Source organism: Streptosporangium sp. NPDC049248, assembly GCF_040678965.1.
Lineage (GTDB): Bacteria > Actinomycetota > Actinomycetes > Streptosporangiales > Streptosporangiaceae > Streptosporangium > Streptosporangium fukuiense.
Genome location: NZ_JBFAQY010000023.1, coordinates 126,731 through 148,174, shown reverse-complemented (window position 1 = coordinate 148,174; position 21,444 = coordinate 126,731). Strand labels below are relative to the sequence as shown.

Below are 21,444 nucleotides of genomic sequence, written 5' to 3'. Positions count from 1 at the left end.
AACGTACAGGCCGGTCCTGGAAACCCACTGCTGTACGGCATGGGGGCGTTCTCGGGCGGGAGGCCGCGGCCGGTGCCGGCCTCCTGACCCACCCGGTGAGCACGACCCCGAGGGGAGTTCGGTCTTGTCGTCTTCGTGTTCCTGCTCGGCTGTGAACTGCGGGCCGACAGGATCGAGCGCCCGCGTATTCGTCCCGGCGGGCGGGCTCAGGGCGGCGTGAAGGTGGCGCGCAGGCCGGCGAGGGTGAACTCGGTGGCCTGGCGTCCGGCTTCCAGCATCTCCTCGGGGGAGGCTCCGTGCCGCATGCTGACGAAGGCGGCGAGCTTGGCCCCGCCGATCACCGCCCCCACGGCCGCCGACGCCTCGGCCAGGTTCAGCTCGTCGGGACACGCCCGGTGCAGGGCCTCGGCGAGCTCCTGCTGGCTGTCGAAGAGGAGCAGCAGGCCGCGCGCCCTGAGCGAGGGGACGGTCAGGATGAGGTGGTTGATGGGCGCTATCTCACGGGCGAGCTGGTCGTCGACGGCGAGCGCGGCGAACCCCGAGGTGATGGCGCGGCTCAGCAGGTCGACCGCCCGGTCTCCGGGACCGCGCTCGGCGATCACCCGCAGGGCGCGGTCGATGCCGTCTCGCGAGTTGTGGAAGACCACGTCCTCCTTGCTCGCGAAGTAGCTGAAGAAGGTGCGGGTCGAGACGTCGGCCGCTGCGGCGATCTCCGAGACGGTCGTCTGCTCGTAGCCCTTCTCGACGAAGAGCTCGATCGCCGCGGCGATGAGTGCGTGCCGGGTGCGCAGCTTCTTGCGCTCACGCAGTCCCAGAACCTCACTCATGCGGACATCTTACTGCACAGCACCATACTCTGCACCTATTGTAATTTTACATTTGATGTAGTTTTCTGGAGGGAGACCAGCCGCATCTCTGCACAGGAGTAACGGATGACAGAGTCCCACGCGGAGGCGATCGCCTTTCCCTTCGGACGCCCCGACCCCTTCACCCCGCCCGAGCGCCTGGCCGCACTGCGCGAGGAGCGGCCCGTCACCCGGATGGCCTACCCCGACGGCCGGGTCGGCTGGCTGGTGACCTCCTACTCCGCGGTGCGGTCGATCCTGGCCGACCCCCGGTTCAGCTCCCGGCGCGAGCTGCTGAACGTCCCGGTGCCCTTCCCGCTGATGCAGGAGATGCGCCGCCCGGCCGACCCCGGCATGTTCATCCGGATGGACCCGCCCGACCACACCCGCTACCGGAGGCTGCTCACCGCGCAGTTCACCGTGCGGCGGATGAAGCAGCTGGAGCCCAGGATCCACGAGATCACCGAGGAGCGGCTGGACGCGATGGAGAAGGCCGGGCCTCCCCAGGACCTGGTCAGGGAGTTCGCGCTGCCCATTCCCTCGCTGGTGATCTGCGAGCTGCTCGGCGTCCCGTACTCCGACCGTGAGGAGTTCCAGCAGGCCACCGCGGTGCTGCTGAACCTGGAGTCCGCCGTCGAGGACATTCGCGCGGCGGTCGCCCGCGTCGCCGCGTTCTTCGCCCGGCTCATCGAGCTCAAGCGGGCCGAGCCCGCCGACGACCTGCTCAGCGGGCTCGTCACCGGTGGTGAGCTGACCGACGAGGAGCTGGGCAACATCGGGTTCCTGCTGCTCGCCGCCGGGCACGAGACGACCGCCAACATGCTCGGGCTCGGCACGTTCGCCCTGCTGCAGCACCCCGAACAGCTCGCCGCGCTGCGCGCCGATCCCTCGTTGGCCGACAACGCGGTCGAGGAGTTGCTGCGCTATCTCAGCATCATCCACATCGGCCCGATCCGCGCCGCCCTGGAGGACGTCGAGGTGGACGGGGAGCTCATCAGGGCGGGTGAGGTGGTGACCCTCTCGGTCCAGGCCGCCAACCGCGATCCCTCGCGTTTCACCGATCCCGACCGGCTGGACATCACCGGCCCCGCGAGTGGGCATCTGACATTCGGGCACGGGTTGCACCAGTGCCTCGGCCAGCAGCTCGCCCGTGTGGAGATGCGCACCGCGTTTCCCATGCTGTTTGATCGGTTCCCCGGTCTACGACTCGCCATACCGGCGCAGGAGGTCCGCATGCGCGACACCATGTCCATCTACGGCGTACGGGAGCTGCCGGTCAGATGGTAGAGAACGCACTGAGGGTGACCACGGACACGGCGCGGTGCATCGGAGCGGGCATGTGCGTGCTCACCGCGCCGGAGGTGTTCGACCAGAGCGAGGACGACGGCACCGTCGTGCTCCTCGACGAGTCGCCGCCGCCCGGGTCGCACGCCGACGTCCGCCGGGCCGAGCGGCTCTGCCCCTCGGGCGCCATCTCGGTGCGGGAGGATCCCGGTACCGCCTGACGTACGGGGGTGCCGGGGTCCCGCACGTCGGAGGACGCGGGATTCCGGCACTTCCCGAGGTACCTCGGTCACCGGCGCGAGCGGGCGACGGCCAGCACGGCGGTGAGGATGGCCTGCGCGTTGGCGGGTACCGGGACGTTCTGGACGAGGACCGTCGGTGTGGCGCTCACCCCGCGCTCGATGGCCGTCTCCGTCACGTGGGCGGCCCAGTCGAGGTAGACGCCCTCGCGCACGCATCCGCCGAACCCCGGATCGGTGATCTCCGCGAGGCGGCCGACCTCGACCAGTTCGTCGTCGGTGAGCCCCGGGCCTCCCTCCGGGGGCTGGTCGGCGAAGAGCGCGTGGGCGTACTCGACGAACCTCCCCCGGTCCGAGGCGCAACCCGACGAGGCGGACGCGCGGGAGGAGTAGCGGTCGGTGGACAGCTCGTCCAGGAAGCCCATGGGGTGGTAGACGAGGCTGACCGCCCCGCCCGCCACCAACCTTGCCAGCGCCGGTCCCGCCGCCTCCTCGAACGCCTTGCAGAACGGGCAGAGGAAGTCGATGTAGACGTCCACGATGACCGGGCCCGAACCCATGGCGACGCCGTCTCCCGCCGTGGAGGCGCCGGCGGGCACCCGGGCCGGCCGGGTGGGCCGATGCGGTCGAGCTGTCATGTGTTCCTCCCCGCGACGCGGAAGAGGGCCGCGGACCCCGCGGGTCCACCCCCTTTCGTGCTCTACCCCGTGACGGACCGCCGGAGCCTACGAACCACCAAAATTCGGACAAATCACCCCGATATGCTCCCCCTCAGACTCGCGGTCCCGGAGCCCGGCGGAAGGAGAAGGGCTGGCTCTCGCGACCGGGGATCACGAACCAGCACTCGCCGGTGCCCTCGCTGTCGAGCAGCTGGACGAACGTCTCGACGACCGCCGAGACCTCCAGGATCGGGAAGCCGAGCTGCTGGAGCGTCTCCCTGCCCTCGCCGAGGATCGCGGTGTCGGCGAACGAGGGGCAGAGCCCCTGCACCCTGATCCCCCGCGGCTGGAGATCCTGGCCGAGCGAGCGGACCAGCCCGACGACGGCGTGCTTGTTGGCGGCGTAGATGGGGTCCGAGGGGATGCCGACGATGCCCGCCATGCTGGCGGTCGCCACGATCGTGCCGCCGCCCGCCGCCAGCAGCGCCGGGATCGCGGCGTGCGCCCCGAAGACGACACCGTCGAGGTTGACCCCCATCGCCAGGCGGTAGCGCCGGATGTCGAAGTCCTCGCCCAGCCCGCAGCCCGAGGTGATGCCCGCGTTGAGGAAGACGAGGTCGAGCCTGCCGTACCGCTCGACCGCGGTCGCCACCGCCGCCTCGTTGTCCTCCGGCCGGGACACGTCGCAGTGGACGTAGGTCGCGTCCAGCTCGTCGGCGAGCTTCTCGCCCGCGGCGTCGTCGATGTCGGCGAGGACGAGGCGGGCCCCGCCCTCGGCCAGCCGCCGGGCCACGCCCGCGCCGATGCCGTTGCCGCCGCCGGTGATCAGGGCGACCCTGCCCTCCAGCCGGTCGCTGCGGACCACGTTGGCCGCCTCCACCGGGCTCTGCCCCCCCAGCCCGCTGAGCAGCCCGGCGCCCGTGTTCCCCGTGTTCTCCGTGGTCAAAGTGGCAGCCCTCCGGTCGCGGCGTTGGTCGAACCCGTGCTCTGGTACGCCGCGATCGTACGCTCGGCGATGCGCATCTGGTGGATCTCGTCGGCACCGTCCGCGAAGCGGGCCCAGCGGGCGTGCTGGAGCATGTTGGCCAGCGGGGTGTCGGTCGAGTAGCCGAGCGCGCCGTGCACCTGGATCGCCCGGTCGACGATCCGGTTGAGGCTGTTGGCCACGAAGTGCTTCGCCATCGAGACCTCGGTACGGAAGTCCTCGCCCTTGTCGATCTTCGAGGCGGCGTGCAGGACCATCAGCTTGCACTGGTAGAGCTCCATCGCCGAGTCGGCGATCAGCCACTGGATGCCCTGCTTCTCGGCCAGCAGCGATCCGTGGCTGTAGCGGTTGAGCGCGCGGTCGACCATCATGTCCAGCGCCGTCTCGGCCTGGGAGATCCAGCGCATGCAGTGCGCCAGCCGCGCCGGGCCCAGGCGGTACTGGCCGAGCCGGTGGCCGTTGCCGCGCCCGCCGAGGATCTGGCTGTCGTGCAGCCGCAGGTCGGTGATGACGATCTCGCTGTGACCGGTGGAGCCGTGCATCGTCTCGACCTCGCGGACGTCGTTCCACCCCTCCTGCGGGAGGTCGACCAGGAAGGCCGTGTTGCCGCCACGCGAGCCCTCGGGCACGTCGAGCTCGGTCTTGGCGATGAGGATGGCGAAGCTCGACCGGCGGGCGTTGGAGATGAACCACTTGTGGCCGTTGATGACCCACTCGTCGCCGTCCCTGACGGCGTGGGTCCGGATGAGCGTGGGGTCGGAGCCGGCCACCTCCGGCTCGGTCATCGCGAAGCATGACATCTGGTGGCCCTTGAGCAGTGGCTTGAGGTACTTCTCCTTCTGCTCGTCGGTCGCCCAGTGCAGCAGCGTGTGCATGTTGCCCTCGTCGGGCGCCGCGCAGTTGAGGACCCAGGGCCCGAGTCGGGTCTTGGCGGCCTCGGACTGCACCATGGCGAGTTCGACGTGGCCGAGGCCCATGCCGCCCCATTCCTTGGGCATGTGCGGCAGCCACAGTCCCTCGGCCCGCGCCTTCTCGCGCAGCTCGAAGATGACCCGGATGTACTCGTCGCGGCTGGTCGCCTTCTCCTCGTCGTCGAAGCCGCTGACGGCCGGGATGACGGTCTCCTGGACGAAGGCCCGTACCCGGCGGCGGATCTCCTCGTGCTCGGGGGCGAGGGTGAAATCAATGGCCATGGGGTCCTCCCCTTACCTTCCGGCCGACAGGTCAGAAGGGGACGCCTTCTATCCTTGCCGTGTGCCGCCACCTTTGAGGCGACTGCTTGATGATTTCAGACAGATGCATTATTACCTTAACGACCGACGGATCCACCGGCAAGACAGGAGCGCGCATGCCCCCCAACCCGGAAGCGACCGGCAGGCGCCTGGTGGCGGCGGCCGAGCGGCTGTTCGCCGAGCGGGGGATCGACGGCGTGTCGCTCCGCGAGATCAACACCGCCGCCGGGCAGCGCAACTCGACGGCGCTCCAGTACCACTTCGGGGATCGGGCGGGGCTGCTGAACGCGGTGCTCGCCAAGCACCATCCCGAGATCGAGGCCCGCCGCCACCAGCTGCTCGACGAGTACGAGTCCAGGGGGAGCCTTCCGGAGGCCGAGGCCCGCCGCGCCCTCGCCGCCGCGCTGGTGCGGCCGATGGCCGCCAAGCTGGCCGACCCCGACGGCGGCCGGTCCTATCTGCAGATCATGGAGCAGCTCGTCCACCGCGGCGACCTGCCCGCCCTGCGGGGCGTGCGGGACGATCCTCGGCAGAGCATCAACCGGTGGCGCGAGCTGGTGGCCCCGCTGCTCTCCGAGGTCGCGCTGCGCCGGTTGCACCAGCGTTTCATGGCCATCCGGGTGACCTACGTGGAACTCGCCCGCCGCGCCGCGGGCCCCGAGGGCAAGGACGACCGGCTCTTCACCAGCCACCTGATCGACGTCGTGTCGGCCGTGTTGGCCACCGAGGTCTCCGCGGAGACCGCCCGCCTGCTGGGAGAGCGCGACAGGCTGCGAGGCGGGGACCGCCCCGAACCCCCCGAAGGCGAACGGTGACCGTCAGGCGCCCGCCTGAGCCGCCTGGAAGGCGCCTCCCGCCGAGTAGGTGACCAGCGTGGTCAGCACCTCCTTGACCGACTCGCGCCTGCGCACGTCACAGAGGATGATCGGGGCCACCCCGTCCAGCCCCAGCGCTCTGCGTATCTTGATCGGGTCGTGCCGCCGCGCGCCGTCGAAGCAGTTGACCGCCACCACGAACGGGAGCCCGCGCTGTTCGAAGTAGTCCACCGCGGGGAAGCAGTCCTGCAGCCGACGGGTGTCGGCGAGCACGACCGCGCCGAGCGCGCCGACGGAGAGCTCGTCCCACATGAACCAGAACCTGTCCTGGCCCGGGGTGCCGAACAGGTAGAGCCAGAGCCCGTCGCGGATGGTGATCCGGCCGAAGTCCAGCGCCACCGTCGTGGTGATCTTCGATTCCACGCCCGCGAGGTCGTCCACGCCGACGCCGCGCTCGCTCAGCAGTTCCTCGGTGTGCAGGGGCCTGATCTCGCTGATCGTACCGACCATGGTCGTCTTGCCGACCCCGAAACCGCCGGCGACAAGGATCTTGATGGCCATCGCCGGGCTGTCGGCCGGGCTCATGCCCGGCTCAGAGGCCGCGTATTCCATGCAGCACTTCCCTGTAGATGCGTTCGTCGATCGTCTTCCCCATCGGCCGGGGCTTGTCGATGGTGACCAGGCCCTCGCGGCGCAGTTCGCTGAGGAGTACGCGGGTGATGTTGAGCGGCAGCTTGAGGTGCGCCGCCACGTCCGCCACGGGGGTCGGCCGACGGCAGGCCGACAGCACGTCGAGATGCTCGGGCATCAACCCGACCGGCTCGAAGGGCATGTCGACGGTCGTGACGATGGCCACCAGGTCGAAGCTCTCCCCGATCGGGCGCGCCCGACCGCCGGTCACCCCGAAGAGCCTGACCAAGGGCCCGGGATCCTCTCCCGTCACGATCTCGCACCGTTCCAGGCGGGTGCCGGGGCAGCTCCCCTCGGCTGGGAGGACAGGTGTTCGCCGACGCGCTTGACCAACAGCGCCATCTCGTAGGTCACCATGCCGAGTTCGGCGTCGCCCGCGGCCAGCACGGCCAGCCGGGCTCCCTGCCCCGCCGCGGTGACGAACAGGAAGCCCCCCTCCATCTCGATGATGGTCTGCCGCACACCGCCGAGGCCGAAGTGCCGCCCGGTGCCCAGCGCGAGGCTGTGACTCCCGGCGGAGATGGCGGACAGGTGCTCGGCGTCCTCCCGGGTCAGCTCCCGGGAGCCGCCCATCGCCAGGCCGTCGGCGGACAGCACGATCGCGTGCCGGATACCGGGGACCCGCTGGGTCAGGTCGTCGAGAAGCCAGCTCAGTTCAGATCTGGGGTCGGGCATCGGAGTGGCCATCCTTTCGCTTCCACACGTCCTGGTCCTGCTCGGCCTGGCTGCGACCCTGCTGCCAGCCTTGTTGCATGGACGACATGAGGTTTGAGAGCTCCTCGGGAGTACGCGCGGGAACGTCGCGCCGCTCGGGTGAGCGTGTCTGGCGGAGCTGGGGGGCCAGGTTGGCCTGCCGCACCCGCACCGGCAACCCGTCCAGGTCATCGTCGATGTCCGGTACGGACACCGCCCGCCGCACGGGTATCGAGGGGGCCGGGGTCTCCTGCCGCTGCTGTGGCGCGGGGAACCATCCCGGCGAGGGCTCGGGGGTGCGCGCCACCGGCAGGTCCTGCGAGCTGTAGAACGCCCCGGGCAGCACCTCGGGTGCCGCGGTCAGCTCCCGCGCCGGCCCGCCCGGATGGGCGCCCACCCGGCGCGCCTGGGGGACGGCCTCGGCGGCCAGTGCCTCGCAGGTGGCGAGGAGGCTCTGCGGCAGCAGCACGATCGCGGTGGTGCCGTCATACGGCGAGGGCCGCAGCACGACCTTGATCCCGTGCCGGGCCGCGAGCCTGGCCACGACGAACAGGCCGAGCCTGTCGCTGTCGGCCAGGTCGAACTCCGGCGGGTCGGCGAGCTTGGCGTTGAGCTCGTCGAGGGTGGCCTGGTTCAGCCCCAGACCCCGGTCCTCGACCTCCAGCGCGAAGCCGTTGGCCGCCACCATGCTCCGTACGTGGACCACCGTGTTCGGCGGCGAGAAGACCGTGGCGTTCTCCACCAGCTCGGCGATCAGGTGGATCACGTCGGTGACCGCGGCGCCCACCAGCAGCGGCGCCTGCGGCATGGGCAGGACCGTGACACGGGTGTAGTCCTCGACCTCGAGCACGGCGCTGCGCACCACGTCGAAGATCGGTACCGGGTCGCGCCACCTGCGGGCCGGGGCCGCCTCGGACAGGATGATCAGGTTCTCCGCGTGCCGCCGCATGCGGGTGGTCAGGTGGTCGAGCTTGAAGAGATCCTCCAGGATCTCCGGCTCCTCGACGCGGCGCTCCATCGTGTCCAGGAGCGTGAGCTGGCGGTGGAGCAGCGCCTGGTTGCGCCAGGCGAGGTTCAGGAAGACCTGGCCGACGCCCTTGCGGAGTGTGGCCTGGCCGACCGCGGCCTCCACCGCGGTGCGCTGCACCGCGGAGAACGCGTGCACGACCCGGTCGACCTCGGCGGTGTTGGCGCGGTCCAATTCGGGGGCCTCGGTCGCCGGGTCCACGTCCTCGCCCTTGCGCAGCCGCTCGACCAGCCGCGGCAGCCGCTCTTCCGCCAGCTCCACGGCCGAGGCCTGGAGGCGCTTCAGCTCATCGATCAGGGAGCGGCCGAACCGGTAGGAGAACACGATCGAGACGACGATCGCGAGCAGGCCCAGGCCCAGGACCAGTCCGACGCGCAGGAAGGCCGAACTCCTGAGCTCGCCGCCCTTGATCGTGGCGCGGGCCAGTTCCTCCTGGGTGTGCTGGTTGACCGTGCTCAGCACCGTCCCGGAGTCCCGCTTCCACTCGGCGGCGTCCAGCGGCGGCTTCCCCTTCAGGTCCCATGCGAAGATCTTGTTCTCGGCGGCCAGCAGCCGCTGGTGGGCGGCGTCCCCGGCGACCTGCTGGTAGCGCGCCTGCAGTTCGGGGCCCATGTCCCGCTCCGCGTTGGTCAGGTAGTTCCTTCGGCTGGTCATCGCCGCGACGAAGGCCACCTGCTCGGCGTGCGTCATCCTGCCGTGCTTCAGCACGGGGGCGAGTATGGCCTGTTCCCTGCCCAGGTACTCGGCGGTGGTGCTGTAGGCGCTCATGCCGCGGATGATCCGGAAGGAGGACACATCGGCGAGCTCCGTCGAGTCGCCGAACTGCTTGTTGGCGGCGCTGATGAAGGCGTTGTAGGCGTCGGTCACCTGGATCGCGCTCATCGAGCCGTTGTCGGCGGAGGCGCGCACCAGAACGAGCCCGTCCATGGCCGACTTCAGGGCCCGCATGTCGGTCGGGGCGTTCTCCGGCTCGTAGCCCTCGGCGGACGAGATCGCCTGGCGTACCAGATCCACCGTGCGGTTGGTGGCTCTCCGCTGTTCGGAGAGCGGCTTGTGCTGTGCGGTGGCCCCGGCCGCGTCGGCGGAGAGCTGGCGCTCGCGCTGGATCTCGACGATCATCTCCCGGATCGGCGCCCCGGTCACCTGCCAGCGGGTCTGCGTCTGGGAGATGCCGGCGATCTGCGAGACCGCCGTGTAGGCGATGACCGTCCAGAGGGCGATCAGCGAGAGCACAGGAATGACGAGGATCCTAAGGATCTTCGAGCGGATCGGAGGGGGGGAACTCATTCTTCTTGTCCAATCCGCGGTTCCTGCGCGTAGCCGACAGCCGCCGGGCTCGGAGAGCCCGGCGGTCGCACGCCGCGACTGGTGCGTGTGTGATTCGAAACACTATGCCCATGGGACATATGTGGCTTCAAGCCGCAGAGCGAAGAATGAATCTGAATGTTCGCGACAGGTCACCAGACTTCGCACCTGCGAGGACCCGGACTCCAGACGATCATGCAGCTCAGCGCGGGTGTGGGCGCGCGAAACCACCGTCTCCGCAGGCACGGATCGAGAGCATTCCGTTACCGCCCGCCGACGCCCGAGCAGCCGGTGGCGGAGCATCGCCCCTGACGTCCGGTCGCCGAGCGCGACGTCGGTGGACACCCGAGAATCAGACGGCCGGATCCCGCGTGCCGAGGTGCCCGACGCCTTGCGGGCCCTCATGGGGGGCGACATGGGGGGTGACCGGAGGCGGCTCCGGGGAACCACCCGCCTGGTTCCGCGGGGCGTCCGGCGAGAAGCCCTCGCGCGCCGCCTCGGAGCGGGCGCGGCGGGCGGCCAGGTCGACCACGGTGCCCGCGGTGCCGGTGGCGGTGAGCGCCGCCGCGAAGAGGATCAGCTGGTTAAGGATCTTGAGGAAGACCAGCATCCCGACGGCTCCGGCGACCACCTGGTAGGCGGGATTGCCCACCGTCATCTCCAGATAGAACTGCCCCAGGGACTTGAGGGCCTCCAGACCGGCGGTGATGAGCAGCGCGGGCCCGAGGACCCGGCGCGGCGGCAGTCTCAGCCGGGGCGGGCCGCAGAGCAGGGCGACCGCCAGCAGGGTGTTGACGGCCAGGCCGAGCACGAACGCGGCGGCCGACAGCAGCCACCGCGACAGTGTGTCGTCGACGCCCACCGTGTGCGCGAACATCCAGTTCAGCACCGTCTCCGCGACGAAGGCCACCGCGAGCGAGGCCGACAGCAGCAACCCGAGGCCCGCCATCACTCCCAGGTCGATGATGTGGCGCAGCACGGGACGGCCCGGATACTCCTCGATCCGCCAGGTGGCCCTGATCGCCGAGCGCAGGGCGTCCATCCAGAACAGGCCGGTGATGGGCAGGCCGACGAAGGCGATCGCGCCGGCCGTGCTCCTGGCGTCCTGCAGCGCCTGCACGTCCAGCCGGGGGAAGTTCTCCGAGAGGTAGCCCTGCACCGTACGCACCACCTCCGGGTCGTCGAGGACCTGGCCGATGATGGCGAACCCGAGCAGCCCCAGCGCGAACACGGCGAAGAACGAGTAGTAGGTGAGCGCCGCCGACAGCCGTCCGGCGTCCACCTCGTCGTAGCGCACCCCGGCACGCACCAGATGGTCCAGCCAGCCGTGACGGTGGCGGGCACGCGTCCACGCCTCGGAGATCCGCGCGGTGAAGCCCGTGACCGTCATGCCACGGCCTCTACCCCCGCGCCGCCCGTCTAGCCCCTTCCCGATCATGTCCTCTCCGGGCCCACCTCCCGGATCGTCCTTCCGGAGAGCCGGTCTCGTCCCGGGAACGCCGCCGTCTCGCCCTCAGCCGTCGCAGGCCCTGCGGGCGAGGATCGAGTGGATCTCGAAGGAGGGCGCGCTGAACCCCGGAGCGGACATGACCTCGCGGACCTCCCGGAGTCGCCGTACGGTCATCCCCGCCTCCACCAGGCGCTCCTCCAGGTGGTGACTGTTGCTGATCAGCAGGCCGAGCCCGGCGGAGCCGCGCTCCCACACCTCGGTCCAGCGCACCGGGTCGACATCGACCAGGCCCGCCCCGGCCATCTCCCGCGCGGCGGAACCGCCCCAGGTCGGATCGCTGCCCGCGGCGCCCAGCACCCGGGTCATCGCGGCGATGTAGGCCCCGTACAGCTCGCCCTCCCGCCCGCCGAGGGTGGGCGGCGCCACCCAGCGGGTGATGTCGATCTCGTCGATCTGCAGCCAGCCGCCGGGCCGCAGCGCGGCGCGCAGGCGCCGCAGGACCTGGCGGCGCTGGGGCAGGTGGCTGAGCACGAGCCGGGCGTGGATCAGGTCGAACGCGTCCACCGGCAGCGGGTCGGCGACGATGTCGTGGCGGGCGACGGTCAGCCCCGGCCTGGACGGGATCAGGCCGGGTTTGATGTCGGTCGCCAGCACGCGCCCGCCGGGCGCCACCCGCTCGGCCAGCCAGAGCGCCACGCTGCCCCCGCCGGCCCCTACCTCCAGGCAGTTCCAGCCGGCTTCGACGCCGGTCAGCGCGAGGCGCTCGAAGGTCAGCGGGTCAAGGAGCTGGGCGAGGTAGCGGTGCTGGTCGGACGAGTGATCCCCGTCGTTGTCGAACACGTAGTCAGACGCGGTCGCCGAGTTCTGCCCGGGCATGTGGGAACCTTCCGAAAGTGGGTGACCTCCGTCGCATGGTAAGCGGCACACCACGGAAAGTGACAGGCTTTCGGCGAGACGTACCCCCTCTCCCTAAAGAACGTATCCCCCGCGCCACATCATGTCCGGACATGAGCCTTTTGCGTGGCGAACAAGCGGCGCTCCCTCCGCCGAGCGGCACACCGCGAGGCCGGTCAGGCCCCTCCCCGGGGAATGACACGGCGAAATGCGGTGAGGTACACCGGTGACGCCATACACGAGGGGGCACCATGGCGACCGTCGCCGAGCAGTTCATCGAGGTTCTCCGCCAGGCCGGGGTGGAACGAATCTACGGGGTGGTGGGCGACAGCCTGAACCCGGTGGTCGACGCGGTCAGGAAGTCCGGCCACGTCGAGTGGGTCCACGTGCGCAACGAGGAGGCGGGAGCGTTCGCCGCCGCGGCCGAGGCACAGGTCACCGGGCGCCTGGCGGCCTGCGCGGGGAGCTGCGGCCCCGGCAACACCCACCTGATCCAGGGACTCTACGACGCCCATCGCAGCGGCGCCCCCGTGCTCGCGCTGGCCTCGCACATCCCCTCCACTCAGATCGGCACCGGCTTCTTCCAGGAGACCCATCCGGGACGCCTGTTCGTGGATTGCAGCCACTTCTGCGAGACGATCAGCACGCCGGAGCAGATGCCCCGGGTGCTGCGCACCGCCGTCCAGCAGGCGATCGGCCTCGGCGGCGTCTCGGTGCTGGTGCTCCCCGGTGACGTGGCGAGCATGTCCACCGCCCGCGCCGCCGGGAGACACGACTTCCTGACCAGGACCGGCACGGTCGTGCCGCCCGCCGACCAGGTGGCCGGGCTGGCCGAGGCGCTGAACCGCGCCGAGAAGGTGATGCTGTTCTGCGGTGCCGGGACGCGCCACGCCCGCGAGGAGGTCATGGGACTGGCCGGGCGCACCCTGGCACCGGTCGGGCACGCGCTGCGCGGCAAGGAGTGGATCCAGTACGACAACCCCTACGACGTGGGAATGAGCGGGCTGCTCGGCTACGGCGCCTGCTACGACGCGATGCGCGAGGCGGACCTGGTGGTACTGGCGGGGACCGACTTCCCCTACGACGACTTCCTGCCGGGGGCGCGCACGGTCCAGATCGACCACGACCCGGCACGGCTGGGCCGCAGGACCCCGCTGGAGCTGGCCGTACACGGCGATGTCGGCGCGACGATCCGCGCGGTGCTGCCGCACGTCACGCAGAAGACGGACCGCCGCCAGCTCGACAGGATGCTGGCCAGGCATCTGAAGGCGCTGGAGAACGTCGTGGAGGCCTACACGCACGACATCGAGCACCACCGCCCGATCCACCCCGAGTACGTCGCGAACCTGATGGACGAGCTCGCCGCCGACGACGCGGTGTTCACGGTGGACACCGGGATGTGCAACGTCTGGGCCGCCCGCTATCTCAGTCCCAACGGCCGCCGCCGCATCATCGGCTCGTTCGTGCACGGGAGCATGGCCAACGCGCTCCCGCACGCCATCGGCGCCCAGTTCACCGACCGCGGGCGGCAGGTCGTCTCGCTGTCGGGGGACGGCGGGCTCGGCATGCTCCTCGGAGAGCTGCTCACGGTCCGGCTGCACGACCTGCCGGTGAAGACCGTGGTGTTCAACAACTCCTCGCTCGGCATGGTGAAGCTGGAGATGCTGGTGGACGGACTTCCCGACTTCGGCACCGACCACGCTCCCGTCGACTACGCGGCGATCGCCGCCGCGGCCGGCATCGGGTCGTTGCGGGTGGAGGACCCCGCGAACGTACGTGAGGCCCTGACCACCGCCTTCGCGACCCCCGGCCCCTTCCTGCTGGACGTGGTCACCGACCCCGACGTGCTGGCCATGCCGCCGCGCATCACCACGGGGCAGGTGAAGGGGTTCGCCCTGGCCGCGGGCAAGATCGTGCTCACCGGCGGGGTCGGGCGCATGGTCGACATGGCGAAGGCGAATCTGCGGAGCATCCCGCGCCCCTGAGCCGGGCGGCGCCCGAGCCGGCTCCGCTCAGGGGGCGTCCCCGGGCCGGGCGGCGAGGACCCGGCCCAGGAGGTCCGTGAGGTTCCCGCGCTCATCGGCCCCCAGGCAGGAGAACCACTCCTGTTCCCTGCTCGTCTGCTCGGCGAAGATCTCACGGACCGCCGCCTCGCCCGCCGGGGTGAGGCCGACCACCACGGCCCGTCTGTCCTCGGGGAGCGGGCGGCGCTCGACCAGGCCGTCCCGCTCAAGGGTGTTGACGGCGTTGGTCACCGCGGAGCGGGAGGTGGCCGAGATCTCCGCCAGCCTGGCGGGCTGGGTGGGGCCGAGCAGCCAGAGTTTGAACATCAGGCGGAAGCCGGGAAGGGTCCAGCCGCGCGGGCGGTGGATCCGCGTCTCCAGGTCCGTGACGAGCAGGTAGGCCAGCTGGAGCAGGTTGTAGGCCAGCGCGAAGGCCTCGGCGTCGGCCGGGGGCGGCATGGCCGCCAGGCGCTCACGCGCGTAGGCGGCGTACCGAAGGTCTGCTCTGTCCATCGGCCAAGTCTTGCGCAACGAGAGGTCCGTCGTGAATATTGTTACGGCCATAACAATCCCCGGGAGGCAGCTGTGCGGGTGGTCATCGCCGGAGGCGGCATCGGCGGGCTGGCGACGGCGCTCAGCCTGCACGCCGCCGGCTTCGAGGACGTGGTCGTGTGCGAGGCCGCCGGGGAGATCCGCCCGCTGGGGGTGGGCATCAACCTGCTGCCGCACGCCGTGCGCGAGCTCACCGAGCTCGGCCTCGCGGAGCGGCTGGCCGAGATCGGGGTGGCCACCGGGGAACTGGCCTACTTCAACCGGTACGGCACGCCGATCTGGTCGGAGCCCAGGGGCCTGGGCGCGGGATACGGCTGGCCGCAGTACTCGGTCCACCGCGGACGCCTGCAGATGCTCCTGCTGGAGGCCGTGACCGAGCGCCTCGGCGCGCAGGCCGTGCGGACCGGCAGCCGCGTCGTCTCCACCGGCCCGCGCCCTGGATCCGGCGCGGACGGCCTGCGGATCGGGACGGGCGACCTGCGGATCGAGGCGGACGACCTGCTCGTCGGAGCGGACGGCATCCACTCGGCGGTCCGGGCGCACCTGTTCCCCGGCGAGGGACCGCCGCCCTGGAACGGGCTGGTCCTGTGGCGCGGCACGACCTACCGCGAGCCGTTCCTGACCGGGCGGTCCATGATCATGGCCGGGGACGGCACGCGGAAGTTCGTGGCCTACCCGATCGAGACGGGCGAGCGGACACTGATCAACTGGATCGCCGAACGCCCGCTGGACGGCGAGGCCCCGGCCCGGGGCGACTGGAACCGCCCGGCGGACCCGCGGAGGATCGTCGAGCACTTCGCGGACTGGCGGTTCGACTGGCTGGACGTGCCCGGGATCATCTCCGGCGCCGAGGCGGCGTACGAGTACCCGATGGTCGACCGCGACCCGCTGCCGTACTGGACGTCGGGCAACGTGACCCTGCTGGGCGACGCCGCCCACGCCATGTACCCGATCGGCTCCAACGGCGCCTCCCAGGCGATCATCGATGCCCGGGTGCTCGCCCACTCCCTCGCGCACGGCGACCTCGCCGCCTACGAGACGGCCCGCCGCCCGGTGACCACCGCGCTGCAGCTGTCCAACCGGCGGATGGGCCCCGAGGTGGTGATGAAGCTCGCCCACGAGCGTGCCCCGGACGGCTTCGACGACATCGAGCGGGTCGTCCCCCTCGCCGAGCGGACCGAGATCGCCGCGTCGTACAAGCGCACGGCGGGCTTCGACCCGGTGTCACTGAACGAGCGCCCGTCCTGGAGCGTGACGCGGTGAACCTCGAACCGCTCGCCGCGTTCCACGTGGAACTCGACCCGATCATCGACCTCGGCGACTCCCCGTGGGGCAGGCGCCGGGTGATCAACATCGTGGGCGGATCGTTCGAGGGGCCGCGCCTGTCGGGAACCGTGCTGCCCGGCGGCGCCGACTGGCAGGTCCTGCACGCCGACGGCATGGCCAGCGTCGACACTCGCTACACGCTGCGCACCCACGACGGCGCGCACCTGTTCATCTCCACCAGCGGGGTGCGGCACGGCCCTCCCTCCGTCCTGGAACGCCTGTCTCTGGGCGAGCCCGTCGACCCCGGCGAGTACTACTTCCGGCTGTTCTGCCGCTTCGAGACCGGCGACGAGCGTTACCTGTGGCTCAACCGCACCCTGGCCGTGGCCTCGGCGGCCCGCACCGCCGACGCCGTCCGCTACGACGCCTACACCCTGACCTGAGGAGCCCCCCCCGATGGCGAAACTCAACCGCGCACCGCTGCCCCTCGCCGCCGAGCACGACACCCCCGTCCCCATGCGCGACGGCACGATCCTCCGCGGCGACGTCCACCGTCCCGCCTCGGGCGGACCGTTCCCGACCATGCTGGTCCGCTCCCCGTACGGCGAGGGCTCGTTCCGGATGACGCCGACGATCCCCGCGTTGGAGGCCGGGTTCGCGGTGGTGCTCCAGCACTGCCGGGGGCGCGGCAGCAGTGACGGCACGTTCCGGCCCTGGCTGGACGAGGGAACGGACGGCTACGACACCATCGAGTGGATCTGTGCCCAGCCGTGGTCGAACGGCGAGGTCGTGGCGTCCGGGATGTCGTACCTCGCCGGATGCGCGCTCCAGGCCGCGGCGACGCGCCCGCCGGGACTCAAGGCCGTGGTCGCGTCCATGACGCCGCACGACTTCTACGACGGGCTGAAGTACCACGGCGGGGCGTTCGCCCTGGGGTCGGCGCTGAACTGGGGATCGATGCAGTCGATGCTCGACCTGCTGCACCGGACGGCGGCGGGCGAGGACGTGGGTGCCGGGTTCGGCGCGCTGCTGCCCGTCATCGGCGATCCCGCGCGGGCCGCGCGGACGCTCCCGCTCCGTGACATCCCGGCCATCCCGTGGTGGCAGGAGTGGACCTCGCACCCGAGGCGGGACGCCTACTGGGAGGGCCTGGCCGAGACGCTGCGGCACGACCGGATCGAGGTGCCGGTCATGCACACGGCCGGCTGGTTCGACCTGTTCCTCGCCGGCACCCTGGAGAACCACCGCCGCCTGGGTGGTCCGCTGGTCATCGGGCCCTGGTCACACGGTCCCGGCACGGCGGGCACCGGTGCCCTCGACTTCGGCTTCGCCGCCTCGGCGGCGGCGGCCCGGCTGGAGAGCCGGCAGCTGGAGTTCCTGCGCGGCGCGGACCGGGGTCCGGCCGTGCGAATCTTCGTGATGGGTGACAACGTGTGGCGGGACGAGGAGGCCTGGCCGCCGGCCCGCGCCGTCCATACCCGCTACCACCTGCACTCCGACGGCAGCCTGTCGACCGACACCCCCGCGAGGACCGCCCCCTCCACGTTCGTGTTCGACCCCCGCGACCCGGTTCCCACGGTGGGAGGTCCGCTGCTGCTCGCCGACGCCACCAATGTCGGCCCGCAGGACCAGCGCGAGGTGGAACTCCGGCACGACGTGCTCTGCTTCACCACCGACGTCCTCGAATCGGACATCGAGGTGACCGGCCCGCTCCAGGTCACGCTGCGGGCGGCGACCTCGGCGGTCAGCACCGACTGGACGGCCAAGCTGGTCGACGTCCACCCCGACGGCCGCGCGATGAGCGTGATCGACGGCATCCTCAGGGCCCGCACCGAGCCGGACAGTCCCGCCGAGTTCGTGATCAGCCTGGTGGCCACCAGCCAGGTCTTCAAGGCCGGGCACCGCATCCGCGTGGAGATCTCCAGCTCCAACTTCCCGCGATTCGACCTCAACCCCGGCAACGGCCGCACCTCCGCGGAATCGACGCCGGACGAGTTCGTCGTCCAGCGCCAGACCGTCTTCCCCGACTCCCACATCACCCTGCCGATCGTTCCCCGCTGAGGACCGTCACGAAGACGCCGGAAAACGGGGTGGGCGGCATGACTCGCTCTTTCCCTGTTCGGTGGGGTGGAGTTCGGCGTGGCACCACGTGGCGGCGAATTTCGGCTGTAAGCATCGTCACTGTCCCGCCGGGTCGTGCCAGGTGACGGCCCGGCCGGCGAATCGGTCGTGGATCACATGTGGAAAGGAGTGAGGTCTCCATGTCCACTCCCGGACCCCGAGTCCCTCCAACCGGTACAGGGGACGTCGGCCGATGAAAGGGACGACCGTACTGTCCCTGGCCCTCGCCGTCACCGTCTCCACACCCGCGGCCGCGTCCGCGTCCGCGTCCAACGTCCCGCCACCCGCCCCGACCTCGCCCGCCGCCTCGACCACCGGCTCGACCAGCACCTCGCCCGCCGCCTCGACCACCGGCTCGACCAGCACCTCGCCCGCCGCCTCGACCACCGGCTCGACCAGCACCTCGACCACCGGCTCGACCAGCACCTCGACCACCGGATCGTCCGCGCTCGTCGAGCCACCACCCGACCCGACCTCGCCCATCGCCTCGGTCAGCACCGAACCCCCCTCCGCCGCCGACTCCGCCGGCTCCCGCCCTTCGCTCGCGGAACAGGCACGCAGGAAGTGCAGGCCGAGGTCCTTCTTCAGATTCCACTCCTTCAGGCCGAAGAACTTCTTCGTTCCCCGTACCCGGTTCATCGACGGACCCGGCGGCACGATGGCGGCGACGGTCGTCCGGCAACACCGCGTGTACGCCGAGATGGAAATAGAAAGGGAGAAGGTCAGCGAGATCGAGACGGGAAAACTGATCCGCCAGCTGCGAAACGACGTGAACCCGCTGCTCGCGGACGAGCACATCGTCGAGACCGGACACGAGTACACCCGGGAGATCAGCGACGGCATGTACGGCAACCTGTGGTACCGCGTCTTCGGATACCGGGTGAGTTTCACGGCGTGGCGCCAGGTCTACAACTGCCGGGTACGCAAGGTCACCGCCGGCATAGCCAACATCCCCGCGCGGGTGGAGGGCTGGAGGTACTGGGAGACCAGGCACCCGATGTTCGGGGGACGCAGGCTGAGCGACCGCTGAGCGTCCCCCGGCGGGGGATGCTCAGGTGACGGCGAGGCGCCGGCTGTAGCGGTCGTCGCGCCAGCTCTCCTTCTCCAGCACCTCGGCCAGGGTCACGGCCGCGTCGTAGACGTCCACGAAGCGGATGTAGAGCGGCGCGAAGCCGAACCTGAGGACATCGGGCGCGCGGAAGTCACCGTGGACGCCACGGTCGATCAGGGCGCGCATGACCGGATAGCCGTCCGGGTGGCTGAAGCTGACCTGGCTGCCCCGCCGCTCCGGGTCCCTGGGCGAGAGGAGCCCCAGCCCGTGCGGCGCGCAGAGCTCCTCGACGAGCTCGATGAAGAGCGAGGTCAGTGCCACGCTCTTGGCCCGTACGGCGGCCAGGTCGACGCGCTCCCAGATGTCGAGCGAGGCGTTGAGCGGGGCGTAGGACACCACGTGCGGGGTGCTCACCGTGAAACGCCGGATGCCCTCGGCGGGACGGAAGTCCGGCTCGAACGCGAACGGCTCCGCGTGACCGTGCCAGCCGGTCAGCAGGTGCCGCCCCGCCGCCTGGTGGTCCGGGTGGACGTAGACGAAGGCCGGGGACCCCGGACCGCCGTTCAGGTACTTGTAGGTGCAGCCGACCGCCAGGTCGGCCGCCGAGACGTCCACCTGGTACGCGCCGGCGCTGTGGCACAGATCCCAGATCATCAGCGCGCCCGCCGCCTGGACCAGCGCGGTGACCGCCGCCGTGTCGTGCCGGGCGCCGGTCCGGTAGTCCACCTCCGACAGCAGCACGCACGCGACGTCCTCGGAGAGAGCGCCGGAGAGGTCGTCGACACCGGTGACGTCACGGATCTCGTAGCCGCCCAGCGCCTCCGCCAGCCCCTGGACCATGTAGCGGTCGGTGGGGAAGTTGGCCAGGTCCGAGACGACGACCCGGCGCTCCGGCCGCAGGCCCAGGGCGGCGGACACGGCCTTGACGATGGCGATCGAGGTGCTCTCACCCACCGCCACCTGGCCGGGGCCCACGCCGATCAGCGGGGCGATCCTGTCACCGGTGGTCAGCGGCAGGTCGTACCAGCCGGAGACGTTCCAGGCGCCGACCAACCGGCCGCCCCACTCTTGCTCCACGGTCCTGGCGACCGCGGCCGCGGCGGCCTTCGGCGGGGCGCCGAGCGAGTTGCCGACCAGGTAGATCGTCCCGTCGGGCAGGACGAACTCGTCCCTGATCTGCTTGAGGGGATCGGCGGCGTCGAGCGCGACGCACTCCGCACGGCTGATGGCCATGAGTCAACTCCGGGGTAGGTGCCGGCAACCTTTCCATCATGCCGTCACCGGCGGATCGGCCGGCACCCCGGGTGCGGCGGGACCCCGAGCGGGCCGCCGCACCCTGGCTCCCCTGCTCGCCACCGGGTCAGCGGCCCAGGAACCGGGTGGCGTTGCCGCCGAGCAGCTTGGCGCGGGCGTCCGCGGAGAGGAACCCCGCCCCGCGGATCAGTGAGCCCACCGGCGACTCGCCCAGCGGATAGGGGAAGTCGGAGCCGAGCATGACCCGGTCCTCTCCCATCGTGTCGACCAGCAGTCGCAGCGCCCGCTCGTCGAAGACCACCGAGTCCACGCTGAACCGGTCGAGATAGTGCGACGGCGGGAACTCGGAGACCCCGACGAGGTCGCCCCGGCGGTGCCAGGCGTTCTCGAACCGGCCGAGCCAGAAGGCGAACGAGCCGCCGCCGTGCGCGAAGCAGAGGCGCAACGTGTCCGGCACCCGATCGAGGACCCCGCCCAGGATCAGGGCGAGCACCGACAGGTGTGTCTCCGCGGGCATGCCGACCAGCCACTGCGCCATCCAGCGCTCCAGCCGGGGCCCGCCCGCCATGTCCCAGGGGTGCACGAAGACGGGGGCGCCCACGGCGGCGCAGTGCTGGAGGAACTGGACGACCCCCTCGTCGTCGAGGTCACGGTCGCCGACGTGGTTGCCGATCTCGACGCCCGCGTGCCCGGCGGCCATGCACCGGTCCAGCTCGGCACAGGCCAGGTCGGGGTCCTGGAGCGGCACCTGGCAGAACGGCACCAGCCGTTCGGAGGCGCAGATCTCCAGCGCCAGGTCGTTGAAGATCTTCGCGACCCGTACCGCCTCCGCCGCCGGGCGCTCGTAGCAGAAGAAGACCGGCGTCGGCGAGACGACCTGGACGTCCACCCCGTCGGCGTCCATCCGCTCCAGACGGACCGAGGGGTTCCAGCAGTCGTCGGCGATCCGGCGGAACTCCCGGTCACCGAGCAGGATCACGGCCTCCCGCTCGGAGTCGACCCGGAGCCGTGGCGCCCCCGGCCAGCCGAGATCCGGCCAGCCCTTGGGGACGTGGTGCGTGTGCACATCGATGATCAAC

22 protein-coding genes are annotated in these 21,444 nt (G+C 70.9%); 8 read left to right on the top strand and 14 right to left on the bottom strand.

The window, feature by feature from the left end; all coding sequences use genetic code 11:
- Positions 1-206: 206 nt before the first annotated feature.
- A complete protein-coding gene (locus AB0K21_RS32620) occupies positions 207-827 on the bottom strand; it encodes a helix-turn-helix domain-containing protein (protein WP_343962344.1) in 621 nt (206 codons plus the stop codon).
- A 105-nt stretch (positions 828-932) separates the two neighbouring features.
- Between AB0K21_RS32620 and AB0K21_RS32615 the strand changes: the two genes are divergently transcribed.
- Positions 933-2,132: a cytochrome P450 gene (locus AB0K21_RS32615; RefSeq protein WP_343962341.1), complete on the top strand. Its 1,200-nt coding sequence runs from the start codon at positions 933-935 to the stop codon at positions 2,130-2,132.
- Positions 2,133-2,140: 8 nt separating this feature from the next.
- Positions 2,141-2,350: a ferredoxin gene (locus tag AB0K21_RS32610; RefSeq protein ID WP_343962505.1), complete on the top strand. Its 210-nt coding sequence runs from the start codon at positions 2,141-2,143 to the stop codon at positions 2,348-2,350.
- Between the two features lie 68 nt (positions 2,351-2,418).
- Here the strand turns inward: AB0K21_RS32610 and AB0K21_RS32605 are convergent, their stop codons facing one another.
- The 3 genes from AB0K21_RS32605 to AB0K21_RS32595 form a co-directional block, all read right to left on the bottom strand.
- Positions 2,419-3,006: a thioredoxin domain-containing protein gene (locus AB0K21_RS32605; RefSeq protein ID WP_343962339.1), complete on the bottom strand. Its 588-nt coding sequence runs from the start codon at positions 3,004-3,006 to the stop codon at positions 2,419-2,421.
- Between the two features lie 133 nt (positions 3,007-3,139).
- A complete protein-coding gene (locus AB0K21_RS32600; RefSeq protein WP_343962337.1) occupies positions 3,140-3,973 on the bottom strand; it encodes an SDR family NAD(P)-dependent oxidoreductase in 834 nt (277 codons plus the stop codon).
- A complete protein-coding gene (locus AB0K21_RS32595) occupies positions 3,970-5,205 on the bottom strand; it encodes an acyl-CoA dehydrogenase family protein (RefSeq protein WP_343962335.1) in 1,236 nt (411 codons plus the stop codon). Before AB0K21_RS32595 ends, AB0K21_RS32600 begins: the two co-directional genes overlap by 4 nt.
- Before the next feature lie 155 nt (positions 5,206-5,360).
- Between AB0K21_RS32595 and AB0K21_RS32590 the strand changes: the two genes are divergently transcribed.
- On the top strand, positions 5,361-6,059 hold the full coding sequence (locus AB0K21_RS32590; protein ID WP_343962333.1) for a helix-turn-helix domain-containing protein: 699 nt from the start codon (positions 5,361-5,363) through the stop codon (positions 6,057-6,059).
- Positions 6,060-6,062: 3 nt separating this feature from the next.
- Here AB0K21_RS32590 and AB0K21_RS32585 read toward each other — a convergent pair whose 3' ends face one another.
- From AB0K21_RS32585 to AB0K21_RS32560, 6 genes are all read right to left on the bottom strand, one after another.
- Positions 6,063-6,671 (bottom strand): ATP/GTP-binding protein, encoded by a 609-nt coding sequence (locus tag AB0K21_RS32585; RefSeq protein ID WP_343962331.1) that lies wholly within the window; start codon positions 6,669-6,671, stop codon positions 6,063-6,065.
- Positions 6,652-6,978, bottom strand: coding sequence for a DUF742 domain-containing protein (locus AB0K21_RS32580; protein ID WP_364155492.1), 327 nt, complete (start codon positions 6,976-6,978; stop codon positions 6,652-6,654). Before AB0K21_RS32580 ends, AB0K21_RS32585 begins: the two co-directional genes overlap by 20 nt.
- Positions 6,979-6,998: 20 nt before the next feature.
- Positions 6,999-7,424 (bottom strand): roadblock/LC7 domain-containing protein, encoded by a 426-nt coding sequence (locus AB0K21_RS32575; protein ID WP_030905472.1) that lies wholly within the window; start codon positions 7,422-7,424, stop codon positions 6,999-7,001.
- Entirely contained in the window at positions 7,405-9,756 is a 2,352-nt protein-coding gene (locus AB0K21_RS32570) for a nitrate- and nitrite sensing domain-containing protein (RefSeq protein ID WP_364155490.1), read from the bottom strand. The genes AB0K21_RS32575 and AB0K21_RS32570 overlap by 20 nt, the downstream gene beginning before the upstream one ends.
- A 370-nt stretch (positions 9,757-10,126) precedes the next feature.
- On the bottom strand, positions 10,127-11,164 hold the full coding sequence (locus AB0K21_RS32565; protein ID WP_343962324.1) for a YihY/virulence factor BrkB family protein: 1,038 nt from the start codon (positions 11,162-11,164) through the stop codon (positions 10,127-10,129).
- 123 nt (positions 11,165-11,287) lie between these two features.
- Positions 11,288-12,100, bottom strand: coding sequence for a class I SAM-dependent methyltransferase (locus tag AB0K21_RS32560; protein WP_343962322.1), 813 nt, complete (start codon positions 12,098-12,100; stop codon positions 11,288-11,290).
- A 269-nt stretch (positions 12,101-12,369) separates the two neighbouring features.
- Between AB0K21_RS32560 and AB0K21_RS32555 the strand changes: the two genes are divergently transcribed.
- Positions 12,370-14,103, top strand: coding sequence for a pyruvate dehydrogenase (locus tag AB0K21_RS32555; RefSeq protein ID WP_364155487.1), 1,734 nt, complete (start codon positions 12,370-12,372; stop codon positions 14,101-14,103).
- A gap of 27 nt (positions 14,104-14,130) precedes the next feature.
- Here AB0K21_RS32555 and AB0K21_RS32550 read toward each other — a convergent pair whose 3' ends face one another.
- Positions 14,131-14,634, bottom strand: a complete 504-nt coding sequence (locus AB0K21_RS32550) for a MarR family transcriptional regulator (protein ID WP_364155485.1) — start codon at positions 14,632-14,634, stop codon at positions 14,131-14,133.
- A 72-nt stretch (positions 14,635-14,706) separates the two neighbouring features.
- Between AB0K21_RS32550 and AB0K21_RS32545 the strand changes: the two genes are divergently transcribed.
- The 3 genes from AB0K21_RS32545 to AB0K21_RS32535 are packed head-to-tail and all read left to right on the top strand — an operon-like array spanning position 14,707 to position 18,000.
- Positions 14,707-15,936, top strand: coding sequence for a flavin-dependent oxidoreductase (locus tag AB0K21_RS32545; RefSeq protein ID WP_364155483.1), 1,230 nt, complete (start codon positions 14,707-14,709; stop codon positions 15,934-15,936).
- Positions 15,933-16,382 carry a DUF3237 domain-containing protein gene (locus tag AB0K21_RS32540; RefSeq protein WP_343962312.1) on the top strand — a complete coding sequence of 150 codons (450 nt, stop codon included), beginning with the start codon at positions 15,933-15,935 and terminating at the stop codon, positions 16,380-16,382. The genes AB0K21_RS32545 and AB0K21_RS32540 overlap by 4 nt, the downstream gene beginning before the upstream one ends.
- A 13-nt stretch (positions 16,383-16,395) precedes the next feature.
- Positions 16,396-18,000 (top strand): CocE/NonD family hydrolase, encoded by a 1,605-nt coding sequence (locus tag AB0K21_RS32535; protein WP_343962310.1) that lies wholly within the window; start codon positions 16,396-16,398, stop codon positions 17,998-18,000.
- A 117-nt stretch (positions 18,001-18,117) separates the two neighbouring features.
- Here AB0K21_RS32535 and AB0K21_RS32530 read toward each other — a convergent pair whose 3' ends face one another.
- The gene (locus tag AB0K21_RS32530; RefSeq protein WP_364155480.1) at positions 18,118-18,699 is read right to left on the bottom strand and encodes a hypothetical protein; all 582 of its coding nucleotides are present in this window, start codon (positions 18,697-18,699) and stop codon (positions 18,118-18,120) included.
- A gap of 19 nt (positions 18,700-18,718) precedes the next feature.
- On the opposite strand from AB0K21_RS32530, the gene AB0K21_RS32525 reads away from it, so the two are divergent.
- A complete protein-coding gene (locus AB0K21_RS32525; RefSeq protein WP_364155478.1) occupies positions 18,719-19,090 on the top strand; it encodes a hypothetical protein in 372 nt (123 codons plus the stop codon).
- A 21-nt stretch (positions 19,091-19,111) separates the two neighbouring features.
- Here the strand turns inward: AB0K21_RS32525 and kynU are convergent, their stop codons facing one another.
- On the bottom strand, positions 19,112-20,344 hold the full coding sequence (gene kynU / locus AB0K21_RS32520; RefSeq protein ID WP_364155476.1) for a kynureninase: 1,233 nt from the start codon (positions 20,342-20,344) through the stop codon (positions 19,112-19,114).
- Positions 20,345-20,471: 127 nt separating this feature from the next.
- On the bottom strand, positions 20,472-21,443 hold the full coding sequence (locus AB0K21_RS32515; protein WP_343962300.1) for an amidohydrolase family protein: 972 nt from the start codon (positions 21,441-21,443) through the stop codon (positions 20,472-20,474).
- Position 21,444 lies beyond the last annotated feature (1 nt).